The organism is Agrobacterium sp. LR_9 (assembly GCF_041954855.1).
In the GTDB taxonomy this organism is placed as follows: domain Bacteria; phylum Pseudomonadota; class Alphaproteobacteria; order Rhizobiales; family Rhizobiaceae; genus Agrobacterium; species Agrobacterium leguminum.
The window spans coordinates 16,606-31,598 of the sequence record NZ_JAVAYA010000005.1; the positions used below are offsets into that span (position 1 = coordinate 16,606).

15 protein-coding genes are annotated in these 14,993 nt (G+C 60.6%); 9 read left to right on the plus strand and 6 right to left on the minus strand.

Features of this window, described 5'->3' with window-relative positions; translation table 11 throughout:
* Positions 1-152 precede the first annotated feature (152 nt).
* From RAC79_RS08015 to RAC79_RS08030, 4 genes are read right to left on the minus strand one after another with little or no spacing between them, the layout of a single operon-like run.
* Positions 153-926, minus strand: coding sequence for a rhomboid family intramembrane serine protease (locus RAC79_RS08015; protein ID WP_174039990.1), 774 nt, complete (start codon positions 924-926; stop codon positions 153-155).
* A gap of 32 nt (positions 927-958) precedes the next feature.
* Entirely contained in the window at positions 959-1,537 is a 579-nt protein-coding gene (locus RAC79_RS08020) for a cob(I)yrinic acid a,c-diamide adenosyltransferase (protein ID WP_142844779.1), read from the minus strand.
* Position 1,538: 1 nt separating this feature from the next.
* Positions 1,539-1,736 (minus strand): twin transmembrane helix small protein, encoded by a 198-nt coding sequence (locus RAC79_RS08025; RefSeq protein WP_065657065.1) that lies wholly within the window; start codon positions 1,734-1,736, stop codon positions 1,539-1,541.
* Between the two features lie 16 nt (positions 1,737-1,752).
* Positions 1,753-2,586, minus strand: a complete 834-nt coding sequence (locus tag RAC79_RS08030; RefSeq protein ID WP_078053342.1) for an SDR family oxidoreductase — start codon at positions 2,584-2,586, stop codon at positions 1,753-1,755.
* A gap of 179 nt (positions 2,587-2,765) precedes the next feature.
* On the opposite strand from RAC79_RS08030, the gene RAC79_RS08035 reads away from it, so the two are divergent.
* Complete coding sequence (locus RAC79_RS08035; protein ID WP_142844778.1) at positions 2,766-3,683, plus strand: YihY/virulence factor BrkB family protein; 918 nt, start codon at positions 2,766-2,768, stop codon at positions 3,681-3,683.
* Here RAC79_RS08035 and gluQRS read toward each other — a convergent pair.
* Positions 3,651-4,550, minus strand: coding sequence for a tRNA glutamyl-Q(34) synthetase GluQRS (gluQRS, locus tag RAC79_RS08040; protein WP_080857433.1), 900 nt, complete (start codon positions 4,548-4,550; stop codon positions 3,651-3,653). The two genes, RAC79_RS08035 and gluQRS, sit on opposite strands and share 33 nt — an antisense overlap.
* A gap of 39 nt (positions 4,551-4,589) precedes the next feature.
* Between gluQRS and RAC79_RS08045 the strand changes: the two genes are divergently transcribed.
* Positions 4,590-5,246: a DNA-3-methyladenine glycosylase gene (locus RAC79_RS08045; RefSeq protein ID WP_161987827.1), complete on the plus strand. Its 657-nt coding sequence runs from the start codon at positions 4,590-4,592 to the stop codon at positions 5,244-5,246.
* Positions 5,247-5,251: 5 nt separating this feature from the next.
* On the opposite strand, the gene RAC79_RS08050 is transcribed toward RAC79_RS08045, so the two are convergent.
* On the minus strand, positions 5,252-6,670 hold the full coding sequence (locus tag RAC79_RS08050) for a short-chain fatty acyl-CoA regulator family protein (protein WP_142844775.1): 1,419 nt from the start codon (positions 6,668-6,670) through the stop codon (positions 5,252-5,254).
* Between the two features lie 118 nt (positions 6,671-6,788).
* On the opposite strand from RAC79_RS08050, the gene RAC79_RS08055 reads away from it, so the two are divergent.
* From RAC79_RS08055 to mce, 7 genes are all read left to right on the plus strand, one after another.
* A complete protein-coding gene (locus RAC79_RS08055) occupies positions 6,789-8,321 on the plus strand; it encodes an acyl-CoA carboxylase subunit beta (protein ID WP_142844774.1) in 1,533 nt (510 codons plus the stop codon).
* Between the two features lie 102 nt (positions 8,322-8,423).
* Positions 8,424-9,320 carry a glutathione-dependent disulfide-bond oxidoreductase gene (yghU, locus tag RAC79_RS08060; protein WP_078053346.1) on the plus strand — a complete coding sequence of 299 codons (897 nt, stop codon included), beginning with the start codon at positions 8,424-8,426 and terminating at the stop codon, positions 9,318-9,320.
* Positions 9,321-9,423: 103 nt separating this feature from the next.
* Positions 9,424-9,801, plus strand: a complete 378-nt coding sequence (locus RAC79_RS08065; protein ID WP_003520841.1) for a hypothetical protein — start codon at positions 9,424-9,426, stop codon at positions 9,799-9,801.
* 36 nt (positions 9,802-9,837) lie between these two features.
* Complete coding sequence (locus RAC79_RS08070; RefSeq protein ID WP_142844773.1) at positions 9,838-10,239, plus strand: hypothetical protein; 402 nt, start codon at positions 9,838-9,840, stop codon at positions 10,237-10,239.
* A 4-nt stretch (positions 10,240-10,243) separates the two neighbouring features.
* Complete coding sequence (locus RAC79_RS08075; protein WP_142844772.1) at positions 10,244-12,247, plus strand: acetyl/propionyl/methylcrotonyl-CoA carboxylase subunit alpha; 2,004 nt, start codon at positions 10,244-10,246, stop codon at positions 12,245-12,247.
* A 132-nt stretch (positions 12,248-12,379) separates the two neighbouring features.
* Complete coding sequence (gene scpA / locus RAC79_RS08080; protein WP_142844771.1) at positions 12,380-14,521, plus strand: methylmalonyl-CoA mutase; 2,142 nt, start codon at positions 12,380-12,382, stop codon at positions 14,519-14,521.
* Between the two features lie 13 nt (positions 14,522-14,534).
* The gene (mce, locus tag RAC79_RS08085) at positions 14,535-14,951 is read left to right on the plus strand and encodes a methylmalonyl-CoA epimerase (RefSeq protein WP_080857427.1); all 417 of its coding nucleotides are present in this window, start codon (positions 14,535-14,537) and stop codon (positions 14,949-14,951) included.
* Positions 14,952-14,993: the final 42 nt, after the last annotated feature.

The window sequence follows — 14,993 nt, forward strand, 5'->3', positions numbered from 1 at the left end:
GCCAGTTGACCGCGCGGACCTCCAAAAACAGGTTGGCGACATGGATAAGCATTTTTCCCGCAATTACAACGGAGCAATCTTCATTATCACATGCACGTAAGGCATATCTTACGTTGACGTTCACGTAAATACTCTATCTCTTTCACAAGAGCTCATCTGCTCCCGTCATAGCCCCGTTCGATTTGCGACAACCCCGCCGTTTGCGACGGATTCTTGAACTGTGCCGCCCTCGGCGGAACAATGGTGCGGTCAAACAGGGGAACGCCTCGCCTGCGCATGAAGATCACCATGATTGCGCCCGCAATGATGCCACCCACATGCGCGCCCCAGGAAACGTTTTCCTCGAGCCCGAGCGCCAGCATCAGGAACTGCTGGCCGATCCACAGCGCCAGCGGAATGAAGGCGGGCAAAGGAAGCGGAATGCGCATGAGAACCAGCACCCAGACGCGCACCCTGGGATGCAACAGGAAATAGGCCGCGACAACGCCGGAAACCGCACCCGAAGCGCCGATCAGCGGCCCTTCGGAGGTGGGGGCGACGATACCGTGAAACAGCGCGCCGGCGATGGCGCAGACGATGTAGAAAATCAGGAAACGGAAATGGCCGAGCGCATCCTCGACATTGTCGCCGAAGACCCAGAGAAACAGCATGTTGCCGGCCAGATGCCAGAAATCGAGATGCAGGAAAGCATAGGTGACAACGGTCAGGTCATCGGGCACGACCTGCAGGGCGGGTTCCAGATAGGCGTAGTCGAACACCACTGCCGGAATGAAACCGAGGCCGAGGGCTGCGGCATTGGCCTGCGTGTCGCTGGCAAGCACCCCGGTAAACAGCCAGACCAGCACATTGACCACGATGAGGCCGATGGTGACATATTGCAGCCGGATATGTTTGAGGGAATTCGCATCGTGCAGCGGTATGAACATCGAACGCCCTTTGGTTGCGTCATTGAAACGCTTTAGCGGTTCTTGCCGGGAACCCACAATATATCGGCCTTGCCGGCATCATTGGCGAAGCGGGCGGCGACGAACAGGAAGTCGGACAGGCGGTTGGCATATTTCAGCGCCGCCGGGCTGACGATCTCATTCTCAGTAACGGAAAGTTCCACCATCAGTCTTTCCGCGCGCCGGCAGACGGTGCGCGCCATATGCAGGCTGGCCGCCGCAGCGCTGCCGCCCGGCAGCACGAAAGAGGTCAGCGGTTCAAGGGCGGCATTGAGATCGTCGATTTCGTTTTCCAGCCGCGTGACCTGGCTTTCGACGACGCGCAGCGGCTCATAGGAAAGCGGTTCGCCGCTGTCCGGCGTGGCGAGATCGGCGCCGAGATCGAAAAGATCGTTCTGAATGCGGAAAAGCATGGCATCCAGCTTTTCCATCCCGCCGGTATGAAGTCGCGCGACACCGATGGCCGAATTGGTCTCATCCACCGTGCCATAGGCCTCGACGCGAAGATCGTGTTTCAGGCGGCGCGGGCCGGAAACCAGCGCCGTGGTGCCCTTGTCGCCGGTACGAGTGTAGATCTTGTTCAGCTTCACCATGTCAGCGGCCACCGCCGGTGAGCCAGAGGGTGAACATGATCAGCACAATCGCCACGGCCTGCAAAAGCAGGCGAAGCTGCATCAGCTTGTTGGAGCGGTTGGCGTCCTGTCCCTTCAGCATGTTGAAGAGGCCGCGTATCAGCACGATGACGACGAGGCCCATGAAGATAAGGGCCAGAACGGTGGTGAAGCCGGACATGCGGTATTACTCCTCCTCAATCGAATCTGCGCAGCAGACGATAGAAAAGTCCGGCAGGCAAGAGCCGTTTCAGCACAAGCCCCTGTTTGGCCGGCACGGTAACGGGATAATGCGGTTTCGGCCTTTTGGCGGTCAGGGCATGTTTCAACACGGCATAAACGGCGTCCGGGCCGAGCTTGTGGCGGTTGACGGGGCCGGAACCATCCATGCGCGCCAGCTGGCGTTTATATTCCGCCGCATGGGCGGAATTTTCGAGATCGATGTGCTCGTTGATATGGGCAAGCGCCGTCGCGGTGAATTTCGAGGTGATCGGCCCCGGTTCGATCAGGCTGACATGGATGCCGCTGCCCTGAAGCTCCATGCGCAGCGTGACGCCCAGCCCCTCAAGGGCGAATTTCGAGGCGGTGTAAGCGCCGCGATAGCGATAAGGCACAAGGCCGAGGATGGAGGAGCAATTCACGATGCGCCCCGCACCCCGGGCGCGCATGAAGGGAATGACCCGCCGCGTGAGATCGTGCCAGCCGAAGACATTGGTTTCGAACTGCGCCCGCAGCGCCTCGACAGGCAAATCCTCCACCGCGCCCGGCTGGCCATAGGCGCCGTTGTTGAAAAGCGCATCGATGCGGCCGCCGGTCCGGGCTGCGACGGTGTCCACCAGCGCGGCAATCGTCTCCGGCTTGGTGTAATCCATGATCAGGGTCTCGATGCCCTGGTTTTCAAGCGCCGCCATGTCGGCGATGCGCCGCACGGTGGCGAAAACCCGCCAGCCGTCCCGGTGGAGCGCGCCGGCGCAATGGGCGCCGATGCCCGAGGAACATCCGGTAATGATGATGACGGGTTTTTCAGACATTTGCCGCTCCGGGAAACCGACTGTTGCTCTGGCCCGATTGCCCGGCCCGTTAAAATCCGTTCGCGCGAAATCCATGCCCTTCTGGAACCGAAAGGCCAGCTTGCGCGCTGTACAAAGCGAAGCTGATTTCCCATATTCGGCTCGAAGTTACAAATGAAATGCCGATGAATGGAGGTGACATGGTTGCCGCAGTGCGCCTGGCAGGCAAGGTTGCCTTCGATGCCTATTCCCATTTCGCCGAGGATGACGGCTGGGCGATGGCGAGCCATATGGCGCTGTCGATCCTGCTGGCCCTGTTTCCGTTCCTGATCTTCGGCACGGCTCTTGCCGGTTTTCTGGGGGCGGACCAGTTTTCCGAAACGGCAGTGCATCTGATTTTCGACACCTGGCCAGCGGCGATTGCCGGGCCGCTCGCGGCGCAGGTGCAGCAGGTGCTGACCATTCCGCGCGGCGGGCTGCTGACGATTTCGGTGCTGGCGGCGGCCTATTTTGCGTCCAATGGTGTCGAGGCGCTGCGCATTTCATTGAACCGCGCCTATCGTGTTACCGAAACGCGCTGGTGGTATGTCACCCGCCTGCTCAGCCTGTTTTATGTCCTGATCGCCGTCGTGGTCTTTGCCGGCATCAGCATCGTACTGGTCGCCGTGCCGGTCGCCACATCTTTTGCCGAGCAGCGGTTTCCGTGGCTGACGGATGTGCTGAACACCATCTCCAGCCTCGGTCTTTATGGCACCATCGTCGTGCTGACGGCGGGGCTGGTGGCGGCGCATCTGTGGCTTCCGGCCGGCAAGCGCCGCATCTGGGATGTCTGGCCGGGCATTCTCCTGACGATGATCTTCTGGGTCATCGGGGCCGCGATCTTCGCCTATTACCTCTCCACCTTCGCCAATTATGCCGCTACCTATGCCGGTCTCGCCTCAGTGATGGTGGTGCTGGTGTTTCTTTATATGGTCGGCGTCATCTTCATGCTGGGGGCTGAGGTGAATGCCGCGCTGATGAAATACAAGGTCCGCCAGATCATCCGCCGCAATATCGGTGGCAACGGCGCGCGCCGCGGGCAGGTACTAGACGAGACCGACAAGCCGGCGGATATCTGAGGGCGCAGCACCTTCCGAACGAAGGGCAGAAAGCCCGGTGCTGCCTTCGCTTTTCGAGAGCTTGCGCCCGTCCGCGCCCAGGATCAGCCGGTGATGGTGATAGGCCGGCTGCGGCAGGTTCAGCAGGTGTTGCAACAGCCGGTGAATGGCGGTGGCGTGATAGAGATCCATGCCGCGCACCACATGGGTGATGCCCTGCAACGCGTCATCCACCACAACGGAAAGATGATAGCTTGAAGGCGCGTCGGAGCGCGACAGCACCACATCGCCCCAAAGCGCTGGCAGGGCCTCGATCTGCCCCGTCTCGCCGTCGCCGCTCTCTTCCCAGAATAGAGGGATGCCGGCGGCGCGGATCGCCTTTTCCATGTCGAGCCGCCAGGCGTGCGGACGGCCGGAGGCGAGCAGCACATCCCGCTCCGCCCTTGGCCTCTCCCGGTCGATGGCCGGGTAAAGCGGCGCGCCATCGGGATCGCGGGGCCAGAGCCCGCCCTCCGCCTCGAAAGTACGAACGATCGCTCTGGTTTCTCCACGGCTTAGAAAAGCAGGGTAAGCAAGTCCTGCCTCGATCAGCCTGTCCAGCGCCACGCGGTACTCTTCGAAATGCTCCGATTGCCGCCGCACCGGTTTCTCCCAGTCGAGACCCAGCCAGCCAAGATCGTCATAGATCGCCTGTTCCAGCTCCGGGGTGCAGCGCGTCTGGTCGATATCCTCGATGCGAAGCAGAAAGCGGCCGCCATTGTCTCGCGCCATATCGTGGTTCAGGAAGGCGGAAAGCGCGTGGCCGAGATGCAGAAGGCCATTGGGGCTTGGCGCAAAACGGTAAACCGGTTTTTGACGGAGAGGCGAAGGCATGGTTTCTTCTGCCATGTTTTAAAGCACCCTACCAGCCGGCTGGCGGCATATGGAATGACGGACATGAAAATCATTACCGGGATGGACGACATCAGCGAAGGGCTGGAGCATCTCGCCCAACTCGATCCGGCTCTCGGCCTCGTCATCGGAAAAGCCGGCCCGCTGGAACTGCGCATTCATGAGCCCGGCTTTTCCGGCCTTGCCCATATCGTCGTCTCGCAGATGGTGTCGCGCGCCAGCGCCAATGCCATATGGGCGCGTATTTTTGCCGGCACCGGCGGCGCGGTCACGGCGGAAAATTATCTCGGCGCGTCGGCGGAATTGCGCGCCACTTTCGGCCTTTCGCGCGCCAAGGCGACGACACTGGAAGGACTGGCGCGCGCCGTCACGGAAGGGCAGATCGATCTTGACGGTGTGGTGCGCAAGGAGGGGCGTGTGGCCCTTTCCGAGCTTGTTGCGCTTCGCGGTATCGGCCCGTGGACGGCGGAGGTCTATCTGATGTTCTGCGGCGGGCATCCGGATATTTTTCCGGTTGGCGATGTGGCGCTGAGATCGGCGGTGGCTCATGCGCTTGCGCTGGAGGTGAGGCCGGAAGCGAAATGGCTGGCGGAGCGGGCGACAATCTGGTCGCCATGGCGGTCCGTGGCCGCGCGGCTTTTCTGGGGCTATTATGCCAACATCATGCGGCGCGCCATGGTGCCGCTGCCCTGAGCGGGTTAAAAATCGGCGATACTGTAGGGCAGGGCTCCGCGCGAGAGATGATCGAAATGCAGCTTCCGTTTCAGCGGCGGCACGGCGCGTTGCACGCAATCCACCCTCTCGCAGACCCGACAGGAAATGCCGATCGGTTTGAAGGAGGCCGCATTGCCGAGATCGAGCGTATCGGCATAAACGAAATTCTGCGCATGGGAAATTTCGCAGCCGAGAGCGATGGCATAACGCGGTCTTTCCGTATTGAAACCGGCGCCGGCCTTTTCGATCTGCGTGGCGATGGAAAGATAGCGCACGCCGTCCGGCGTTTCCGCCAATTGCCTCACGATCCTGTCGGAGCTTTCGAAAGCCTGATGGATATTCCACAGCGGACAGGCCGCGCCGAAACGGGCAAATTGCAGCCGCGTGGCGCTGTGGCGTTTGGTGATGTTGCCGGCGCGGTCGATCTTGGCGAAAAAGATCGGCACGCCCTTCATGCCCGGCCGTTGCAACGTGCTCAGCCGGTGGGCCACCTGCTCAAGGCTCGCGCCGAAACGCACGGCGAGAAGTTCGAGATCGTGGCGTAGCTCCTGCGCCGCCCGGTGAAATTGCCCATAGGGCAGGATGAGCGCTGCGGCGAAATAATTGTGCAGTCCGATACGACAGATTTCCGCAGCTTCCGCATTGCGGAAACCGGCGCCGGCCAGCACACTGTCCACCGTTGGGCCGGCGTGAAGCTGGGCGATCTGCAATGCAAGCTGAAAACAGCGGGTCGGCGCGGCCATGTAGGAGCTGAGGGCAAGGGTCTTGCCGGCAGGATCGAAGTGCCGGATCAGACCGCCTGCCGCCTCGGTTCGGGTGATATGGATGCCGTAACGGCTCTTCAGATGCGCCGCCAGAATGCCATAGGTCTCGCCGCCTTCAATCTCCAGTTCTTCCGCCAGCTCCTCGGCCAGAAGATCGATCTCGGCAACGTAATTGTCGACGAAGTGGAAGAAATCGCGCACCTCCTCATAGGGGGTTCTTTCCACCTGTGCGGTGCCGCGGCCCAGCCGGTCATCCAGCTGCACCAGCTGCTCGCTGTTCTGGCGATAGGCCTGATGGGCACGTAGCAGCGCATGGGCAAAACCCGGCGCGTTCTGGGCAATCAGCTTCAACTCCTGAAGCCCCGGTTCGTAATTCATGAACAGCGGGTCTTTCAGCGCCTCGCGCACGGCGGAAACCAGCCGGTCGCTTTCACCGGTCGCGAGTTCTGCCATGTCGAGCTGGAATTTTTCCACCAGCGTCACCAGAACGCTGGCCGAAACCGGGCGCTGGTTATTCTCGATCTGGTTCAGGTAACTCGCGGAAATGCCCAGCCGTTCGGCAAATTGCGCCTGCGTGGCGCGGGCGTTTTCGCGAAGGCCGCGAACCTTACGGCCGATAAAGAGTTTTTCCGTCGCCATGTTGCAACTTTGCAAAATTAAACATTGCAAATATTTATGGCACGCATACGCGCACGATCAAGGCTTCTTGGCGAATGTTTTCTGGGCTATTGATCGTGGCACAACGCATGGAGGAAACATGCCCGGCATTCTGGAGCAATTGGAAACGCGGCGCGCTGAGGCGCGGCTCGGCGGCGGCGTCAAGCGCATCGAGGCGCAGCATGGCAAAGGCAAGCTGACGGCGCGCGAGCGTATCGACGTGCTCCTGGATGAAGGTTCCTTCGAAGAGTATGACATGTACGTCACCCACCGCGCGGTGGATTTCGGCATGGCGGAGCAGAAGGTGGCGGGTGACGGTGTCGTCACCGGCTGGGGCACCATCAATGGCCGGCAGGTCTATGTGTTTTCGCAGGATTTCACCGTGCTTGGCGGTTCGCTCTCGGAAACCCATGCCCAGAAGATTTGCAAAATCATGGATATGGCGGTGCGCAACGGCGCGCCGGTGATCGGCCTCAACGACAGCGGCGGCGCGCGCATTCAGGAGGGCGTGGCCTCGCTCGGCGGTTATGCCGATGTGTTCAAGCGCAATGTCGTCGCCTCCGGCGTCGTGCCGCAAATCTCTGTCATCATGGGGCCTTGTGCGGGCGGTGCGGTTTATTCGCCGGCCATGACCGATTTCATCTTCATGGTGCGCGATACCTCCTACATGTTCGTGACCGGGCCGGATGTGGTCAAAACCGTGACCAACGAGATCGTTACGGCTGAGGAACTGGGCGGAGCCTCCACCCACACGAAAAAATCCTCCGTCGCCGACGGCGCTTATGAAAACGACATCGAAACGCTGGAACATGTGCGGCTGCTGTTCGATTTCCTGCCGCTCAACAACCGCGAAAAGCCGCCGGTGCGCCCGTTCCACGACGATCCGGCGCGGCTGGAAGCACGTCTCGATACGCTGATCCCTGATAGTTCCAACAAGCCCTATGACATGAAGGAACTGATCCACGCGCTGGCCGATGAGGGCGATTTCTTCGAGTTGCAGGAGGCCTTTGCCCGCAACATCATCACCGGTTTCATCCGTCTCGAAGGCCAGACGGTGGGCGTTGTCGCCAACCAGCCGATGGTGCTGGCCGGCTGCCTCGATATAGACAGTTCGCGCAAGGCGGCGCGTTTCGTGCGCTTCTGCGATGCCTTCAATATTCCGCTGCTGACGCTGGTGGATGTGCCGGGCTTCCTGCCGGGAACGGCGCAGGAATATGGCGGCGTCATCAAGCACGGCGCAAAACTTCTCTTCGCCTATTCGGAGGCGACGGTGCCGATGGTGACGCTGATCACCCGCAAGGCCTATGGCGGCGCTTATGACGTGATGGCCTCCAAACATATTGGTGCGGACGTGAATTACGCCTGGCCGACGGCGGAAATCGCCGTGATGGGCGCGAAGGGTGCGGCGGAAATTCTCTATCGTTCCGAGCTTGCCGATCCGGAAAAGATCGCCGCGCGCACGAAGGAATACGAAGAGCGTTTCGCCAACCCCTTTGTGGCGGCGGAGCGCGGTTTCATCGATGAGGTCATCATGCCGCATTCCTCACGCCGCCGCATCGCCCGCGCGTTTGCGTCGCTGCGTAACAAGAACGTGGAAACCCGCTGGAAGAAACACGACACCATTCCGCTCTGATCTGCTGCAGGGCTGGAAAAATGCTTCGGCCACCTTACTATATGTTTGTTCAGGCGCCCGGATGTCCGGATGTCCTCCCGAAACGCACAAGGACACATTTTCATGGCCGAAAATTCCTCCGCAGATAATTTCCCCGCCGGATATGAACCGCCCAAGGTCTGGACCTGGGAAAAGGGCAATGGCGGCCAGTTCGCCAATATCAACCGGCCTATCGCCGGCCCGACCCACGAAAAGGAACTTCCCGTCGGCAAGCATCCACTGCAGCTTTATTCGCTGGCGACGCCGAATGGCCAGAAGGTCACCATCATGCTGGAAGAATTGCTGGCTGCCGGCCACAAGGGCGCAGACTATGATGCCTGGCTGATCAAGATCGGCGAAGGCGACCAGTTCGGTTCCGGTTTCGTCGGCGTCAATCCGAATTCCAAGATTCCGGCGCTGATGGATCATTCGACGCCTGAGCCGACGCGCGTTTTCGAAAGCGGCTCCATTCTCGTTTACCTCGCGGAAAAATTCGGCGCCTTCCTGCCGAAAGAGGGCAATGCCCGCACGCAGGCGCTGAACTGGCTGTTCTGGCAGATGGGCTCCGCCCCCTTCCTCGGCGGCGGTTTCGGCCATTTTTATGCCTATGCGCCGGTGAAGATCAAATACGCCATCGACCGCTACGCCATGGAAGTCAAACGCCAGCTCGACGTGCTGGACCGGCATCTGGCCGAGAACCGCTACCTGGCGGGTTCGGAATATACGATCGCCGACATGGCCGTCTGGCCGTGGTACGGCAAGATCGCGCTCGGTCAGGCCTATGGCGATGCCGGTGCTTTCCTTGAGGCGGACGGTTACAAAAACGTCATGCGCTGGACGCTCGAAATCGGCGAACGCCCGGCGGTCAAGCGTGGCGTGATCGTCAACAAGACCTCGGGCGATCCGTCCGAACAATTGCATGAACGCCACGATGCCTCCGACTTCGAGACGAAGACGCAGGACAAGATCGGCAGGGCGTAACGAAAGATTAGAGCGCCAAAAGCGCTCTAACTATTTGAATTGGCGCATTTCCGGACGTAAAAGCAAGGCAGCTTTCACTGGAAATGTTCTGGAAGGACAAAAGATGGCGAACCTGCCCGAAATGACCAAACACAAGGGATTTCCCTCCGGCATGCCGAGCACGGGTGTCCAGTTCACCATCCGCCGCGCCAACCCCAAAGGGGTAACGCCTATCAAGATGATACCCCGCCGGGCGCGCAACGACACCAAGGAGCATCGCATCGATGCCGCCTTCCTGCATTCGCTCTGGCACCATTTCGGTGCCGAGCCCTTCGAGCGCGGCAATCTCGACGCCGCCCGCCTCAACCTGCTCTTCGGCCGCGAGGTGGTGCCGGCGGAGAAGAATTTCGATCCGCTTTCCTATCAGGCGATGCTGGTGATTGACGAGCGCGTCGCGCGGCAGAACTTCCCGGAATCCTTCGAGAATTTCTTCGAAATTTGAGGGCAGGCGGCGACATTTTTCCTGAGGGGGAGGAGCATGATTGTCGACATACTTCATATGGACCTGCAATGGCTGCGACGCTGGCTGGAACAACGTCGTGGTGGCAACGCAGGCAGGGCATCCGGCGGTCGTGATCCGAAACCAAAGATGACGCCGGAAGCCGCCCGGCTCGATCATCGGCAGATGTTGCGTTTCATGGCGCTCAATGCGGCAGTTGGCGTGCTGATCGGCGTCTGCGTCGGTGCAGGGCTGATCTTTCTCGACATTGGCGGTTTGGGCGCGCGCATCGGCCGCGCCGCAAATCCGGTCGTGCCCGTGCTGCTGGTCGTCATGCCCATTGCATCCCTGTTCGGCGCGGCCGCCACCGCCTCGGCAATCCTGATGATGCCCTATGAAAAGAAATTCCGCGACGACGATGACGATGCGAGGGGAGAATAACCGCATGATCAAGAAAATCCTCATCGCCAATCGCGGCGAGATTGCCTGCCGGGTCATCAAGACGGCAAGCAAGATGGGCATCGCCACTGTCGCGGTTTATTCGGATGCGGATGCCAATGCGCTGCATGTGAGACAAGCGGATGAGGCCGTTCATATCGGCCCGGCCCCCTCGTCGCAGTCCTATATCGTCATCGACAGGATTCTCGAGGCAATCGCGAAGACCGGGGCGGATGCTGTTCATCCCGGCTACGGTTTCCTTTCGGAAAATGCTGCCTTTGCCGAGGCGCTGGAAAAGGCGGGTGTCGTCTTCATCGGTCCGCCTGTTGGCGCCATCAAGGCCATGGGTGACAAGATCACTTCCAAGAAACTGGCCGCGGAAGCGGGTGTTTCCACCGTCCCCGGCCATATGGGGCTGATCGAAGATGCGGATGAGGCGGTGAGGATCGCCTCGCAGATCGGTTATCCCGTCATGATCAAGGCCTCTGCCGGCGGCGGTGGCAAGGGTATGCGCATCGCCTTTAACGATGCCGAGGCGCGCGAGGGTTTCCAGTCCTCGAAAAACGAGGCGAAATCCTCCTTTGGCGATGATCGTATCTTCATCGAAAAATTCGTCACCCAGCCGCGCCATATTGAAATTCAGGTGCTGGGCGACAAGCACGGCAACACACTTTATCTGGGTGAGCGAGAATGCTCGATCCAGCGCCGTAACCAGAAAGTCATCGAGGAAGCCCCATCGCCCTTTCTGGACGAAGCGACCCGCAAAGCCATGGGCGAGCAGGCCGTGGCGCTGGCGAGAGCCGTCGGTTACCATTCGGCCGGCACGGTGGAATTCATCGTCGATGGCGAGAGGAATTTCTACTTTCTGGAAATGAACACCCGCCTGCAGGTGGAGCATCCGGTAACGGAACTCATCACCGGCATCGATCTGGTCGAACAGATGATCCGTGTGGCATCAGGTGAAAAGCTCTCCTTCGGACAGGCGGATGTGAAACTGAACGGCTGGGCGATTGAAAGCCGGCTTTATGCCGAAGACCCCTATCGCAACTTCCTGCCCTCCATCGGCCGGCTGACGCGTTATCGCCCGCCGCAGGAGGGTGCGCAGGAGAACGGCACCGTCATCCGCAACGATACCGGCGTTTTCGAAGGCGGCGAAATCTCGATGTATTACGATCCGATGATCGCCAAGCTGTGCACCTGGGGCAAGGATCGCGGGGCCGCCATCGACGCCATGGGGCAGGCGCTGGATCGTTTCGAGGTGGAGGGCATCGGCCATAATCTGCCCTTCCTGTCGGCTGTCATGCAGCATGAGCGTTTCCGCGCCGGCCGCCTGACGACGGGTTTTATCGCGGAAGAGTTTCCGGAAGGGTTTTCCGGCGTTGAACCGGATGAGGCCACGGCGCGCCAGCTTTCCGCCATCGCCGCCATCATCCATCAGCGGCTACAGCGCCGCGCAGTCGAAATTTCCGGCACCATCGGCAATCACCGCCGCATCGTCGGTCAGGACTGGGTGGTATCGTTTGGCGCATCCCGTCACAGGGTCAGCGTTGAAACCGGCACGGATGGTACGGCTGTCCGTTTTAAAGACGGGGCGGCGCTCACCGTCGATACCGGCTGGCTTCCCGGCCAGAGCCTCGGCCTCTTCACGGTCGCGGGTGAGGTTATCGCCGCCAAGGTCGATCTTGCAGGTGCTGCGATCCGCCTGCGCTGGCGCGGCATGGATATTCGTGCCCATGTGCGCAGCCCGCGTGTGGCGGAACTGGCGTTGCTGATGCCGGAAAAATTGCCGCCGGATACATCGAAACTGCTGCTTTGCCCCATGCCGGGCGTCATCACCGGCATTTCGGTGGGTGAGGGCGATGAGGTGGAGGCCGGGCAGGCGCTGGCGACGGTGGAGGCCATGAAGATGGAAAACATCCTTCGCGCGGAAAAACGCGGCCGCGTTGCCAGAGTGGCAGCAAAACCGGGCGACAGCCTCGCGGTGGATGAAGTCATCCTCGAATTCGAGTGATGCCGCCGCCGTTTTTCCGGAACGCATGTGGGCCGGAGCGGTTTACGGTGTCGGACCTGCGGGCGGATCGTTCGATTTTCGTCACGATCACCGGCCACAGTGCTAAAATGAAATGCAGAAGGGGAGAGATGCATGTCGGGTGAAAAAACGGTGCGGGATTGGCTGCAGCTTGCCGAAAAAGAGCTGAAGCGTTCACCGGAAACGCTCGTCTGGCACACGCCCGAAGGCATTGAGGTGAAGCCGCTCTATACCGCTGACGATCTGCAAAAGATTTCCCATCTGGACAGCCTGCCGGGCTTTGCACCTTTCACGCGCGGCCCGCGCGCCACCATGTATGCCGGCCGGCCCTGGACCATACGCCAATATGCCGGTTTTTCCACGGCCGAAGCCTCGAACGCCTTTTACCGCAAGGCGCTCGCCGCCGGTCAGCAGGGCGTTTCGGTTGCCTTCGACCTCGCCACCCACCGCGGTTACGATAGCGATCATCCGCGTGTGGAGGGCGATGTCGGCAAGGCGGGCGTGGCGATCGACAGCGTCGAGGACATGAAAATCCTGTTCGATGGCATTCCGCTCGAAAAAGTCTCGGTGTCGATGACCATGAATGGCGCGGTCATTCCGGTGCTCGCCAGTTTCATCGTTGCGGGGGAAGAGCAGGGTGTGCCCCGCGCCGCCCTTTCCGGCACCATTCAGAACGATATCCTCAAGGAGTTCATGGTCCGCAACACCTATATCTATCCGCCGGAACCTTCGATGCGGATCATTGCCGACATCATCGAATATACGGCGAAGGAGATGCCGAAATTCAATTCCATCTCCATTTCCGGCTATCACATGCAGGAAGCGGGCGCGACGCTTACGCAGGAGCTGGCCTTCACGCTCGCGGATGGCCGCGAATATGTGCGGGCGGCGCTGGCCAAGGGACTGAACGTCGATGATTTCGCCGGCCGCCTGTCGTTCTTTTTCGCCATCGGCATGAATTTCTTCATGGAGGCTGCCAAGCTGCGCGCCGCGCGCCTGCTCTGGTCGCGCATCATGGAGGAGTTCAAGCCGCAGAAGGCGTCGTCGCTGATGCTGCGCACCCATTGCCAGACGTCCGGCGTCTCGCTTCAGGAGCAGGACCCTTATAACAATATCGTCCGCACCGCTTTCGAGGCCATGTCCGCCGTGCTGGGCGGCACGCAGTCGCTGCACACGAATTCCTTCGATGAGGCGATTGCCCTGCCGACGGAGTTTTCCGCCCGCATCGCCCGCAATACCCAGCTTATCCTTCAGCACGAAACCGGCGTCACAAAAGTCGTCGATCCGCTGGCCGGCTCCTATTATGTCGAAAGCCTGACTGACGAACTGGCAGAGAAGGCCTGGGCGCTGATCGAGGAGGTCGAGGCGCTTGGCGGCATGACCAAGGCGGTGGCGGAAGGCTTGCCGAAACGGCTGATCGAAGAGGCGGCAACGCGACGGCAGGCGGCGGTGGACAAGGGCGAGGAGGTTATCGTCGGTGTCAACCGTTACCGTCTCGAAAACGAGGAAGATATCGATGTTCTCGATATCGACAACGCCGCCGTGCGGGCCGCACAAATCCGCCGCATCGAAGAAACGCGCCGCCGCCGCGATGGCAAGGACGTGACCGCCGCTTTGGCAGCACTTTCCGAGATCGCCCGCAGCGGCAAGGGCAATATTCTCGAGGCCGCCGTTGTCGCCGCCCGCGCCCGCGCGACGGTGGGAGAGATTTCCGATGCGCTGCGTGCGGCCTTCGGCGACCATGCCGCCGTGCCGGAGGTGGTGAGCGATATCTACGGCGAGGCCTACAAGGACGAGCCGGAACTTGCCACGCTCGCCGCCCGGCTTTCCGGTGTGGCTGAGAGGATCGGCACCAAGCCGCGCATCATGGTCGCCAAGCTCGGGCAGGATGGCCATGATCGCGGTGCGAAGGTCATTGCGTCTGCCTTCGGTGATATCGGTTTCGATGTGCTGGCCGGCCCCCTGTTTCAGACACCCGTTGAAGCGGCCGATCTCGCTGTTCAGAACAAGGTGCATGTGGTCGGCATGTCGTCGCTCGCCGCCGGTCACAAGACGCTGGCGCCGCAGCTGGTCGAGGCGCTGAAACAGAAGGGCGCGGAAGATATCATCGTCGTCGTCGGCGGCGTCATTCCGCGGCAGGATTATCAGTTCCTGCTCGACCACGGTGTCTCGGCGATTTTCGGCCCCGGCACCAATGTCATGGATGCTGCGAACAAGGTGCTCGACCTGCTAGAAGGCATCAGGCGCAACGCGTGAGGGAAAGACGGCCATGTTCGGAAGATTGAATCACGTCGCCATCGCGGTGCCCGATCTGAATGCCGCCATCGCCCGTTATAGGGGGCTCGGCGCAGATGTCTCGGAACCGCAATCGCTACCCGAACACGGCGTGACGGTGGTTTTCATTCAGGCTGACAATACCAAGATCGAGCTTCTTCACCCGCTCGGCGAAGATTCGCCGATTGCCGCTTTTCTCGAGAGAAATCCGGGCGGCGGCACGCATCATCTCTGCTTTGAAGTGCCTGACATTGTCGCGGCGCGCGACGATCTCGTCAAAAAGGGCGTTCGAATTCTGGGTGATGGCGAGCCGAAGATCGGCGCGCATGGCAATCCCGTTCTTTTCCTGCATCCGAAGGATATGGGTGGCGTGCTCTATGAGCTTGAGCAGGTTTCCCAAACATACGGCTGAAACACAGACCCCGTAAGAGGCTGGCCATACGGTGAACGGCGC

Excerpts from the sequence above, each read along its gene's own strand:
- RAC79_RS08030 (WP_078053342.1), bottom strand. The coding sequence starts at position 2,586 with ATGTCTGAAAAACCCGTCATCATCATTACCGGATGTTCCTCGGGCATC.
- RAC79_RS08075 (WP_142844772.1), top strand. The coding sequence starts at position 10,244 with ATGATCAAGAAAATCCTCATCGCCAATCGCGGCGAGATTGCCTGCCGG.
- RAC79_RS08045 (WP_161987827.1), top strand. The coding sequence starts at position 4,590 with ATGACGGACATGAAAATCATTACCGGGATGGACGACATCAGCGAAGGG.
- RAC79_RS08015 (WP_174039990.1), bottom strand. The coding sequence starts at position 926 with ATGTTCATACCGCTGCACGATGCGAATTCCCTCAAACATATCCGGCTG.
- RAC79_RS08070 (WP_142844773.1), top strand. The coding sequence starts at position 9,838 with ATGATTGTCGACATACTTCATATGGACCTGCAATGGCTGCGACGCTGG.
- scpA (WP_142844771.1), top strand. The coding sequence starts at position 12,380 with ATGTCGGGTGAAAAAACGGTGCGGGATTGGCTGCAGCTTGCCGAAAAA.
- mce (WP_080857427.1), top strand. The coding sequence starts at position 14,535 with ATGTTCGGAAGATTGAATCACGTCGCCATCGCGGTGCCCGATCTGAAT.
- RAC79_RS08050 (WP_142844775.1), bottom strand. The coding sequence starts at position 6,670 with ATGGCGACGGAAAAACTCTTTATCGGCCGTAAGGTTCGCGGCCTTCGC.
- yghU (WP_078053346.1), top strand. The coding sequence starts at position 8,424 with ATGGCCGAAAATTCCTCCGCAGATAATTTCCCCGCCGGATATGAACCG.
- RAC79_RS08020 (WP_142844779.1), bottom strand. The coding sequence starts at position 1,537 with ATGGTGAAGCTGAACAAGATCTACACTCGTACCGGCGACAAGGGCACC.
- RAC79_RS08035 (WP_142844778.1), top strand. The coding sequence starts at position 2,766 with ATGGTTGCCGCAGTGCGCCTGGCAGGCAAGGTTGCCTTCGATGCCTAT.
- RAC79_RS08065 (WP_003520841.1), top strand. The coding sequence starts at position 9,424 with ATGGCGAACCTGCCCGAAATGACCAAACACAAGGGATTTCCCTCCGGC.
- gluQRS (WP_080857433.1), bottom strand. The coding sequence starts at position 4,550 with ATGGCAGAAGAAACCATGCCTTCGCCTCTCCGTCAAAAACCGGTTTAC.
- RAC79_RS08025 (WP_065657065.1), bottom strand. The coding sequence starts at position 1,736 with ATGTCCGGCTTCACCACCGTTCTGGCCCTTATCTTCATGGGCCTCGTC.
- RAC79_RS08055 (WP_142844774.1), top strand. The coding sequence starts at position 6,789 with ATGCCCGGCATTCTGGAGCAATTGGAAACGCGGCGCGCTGAGGCGCGG.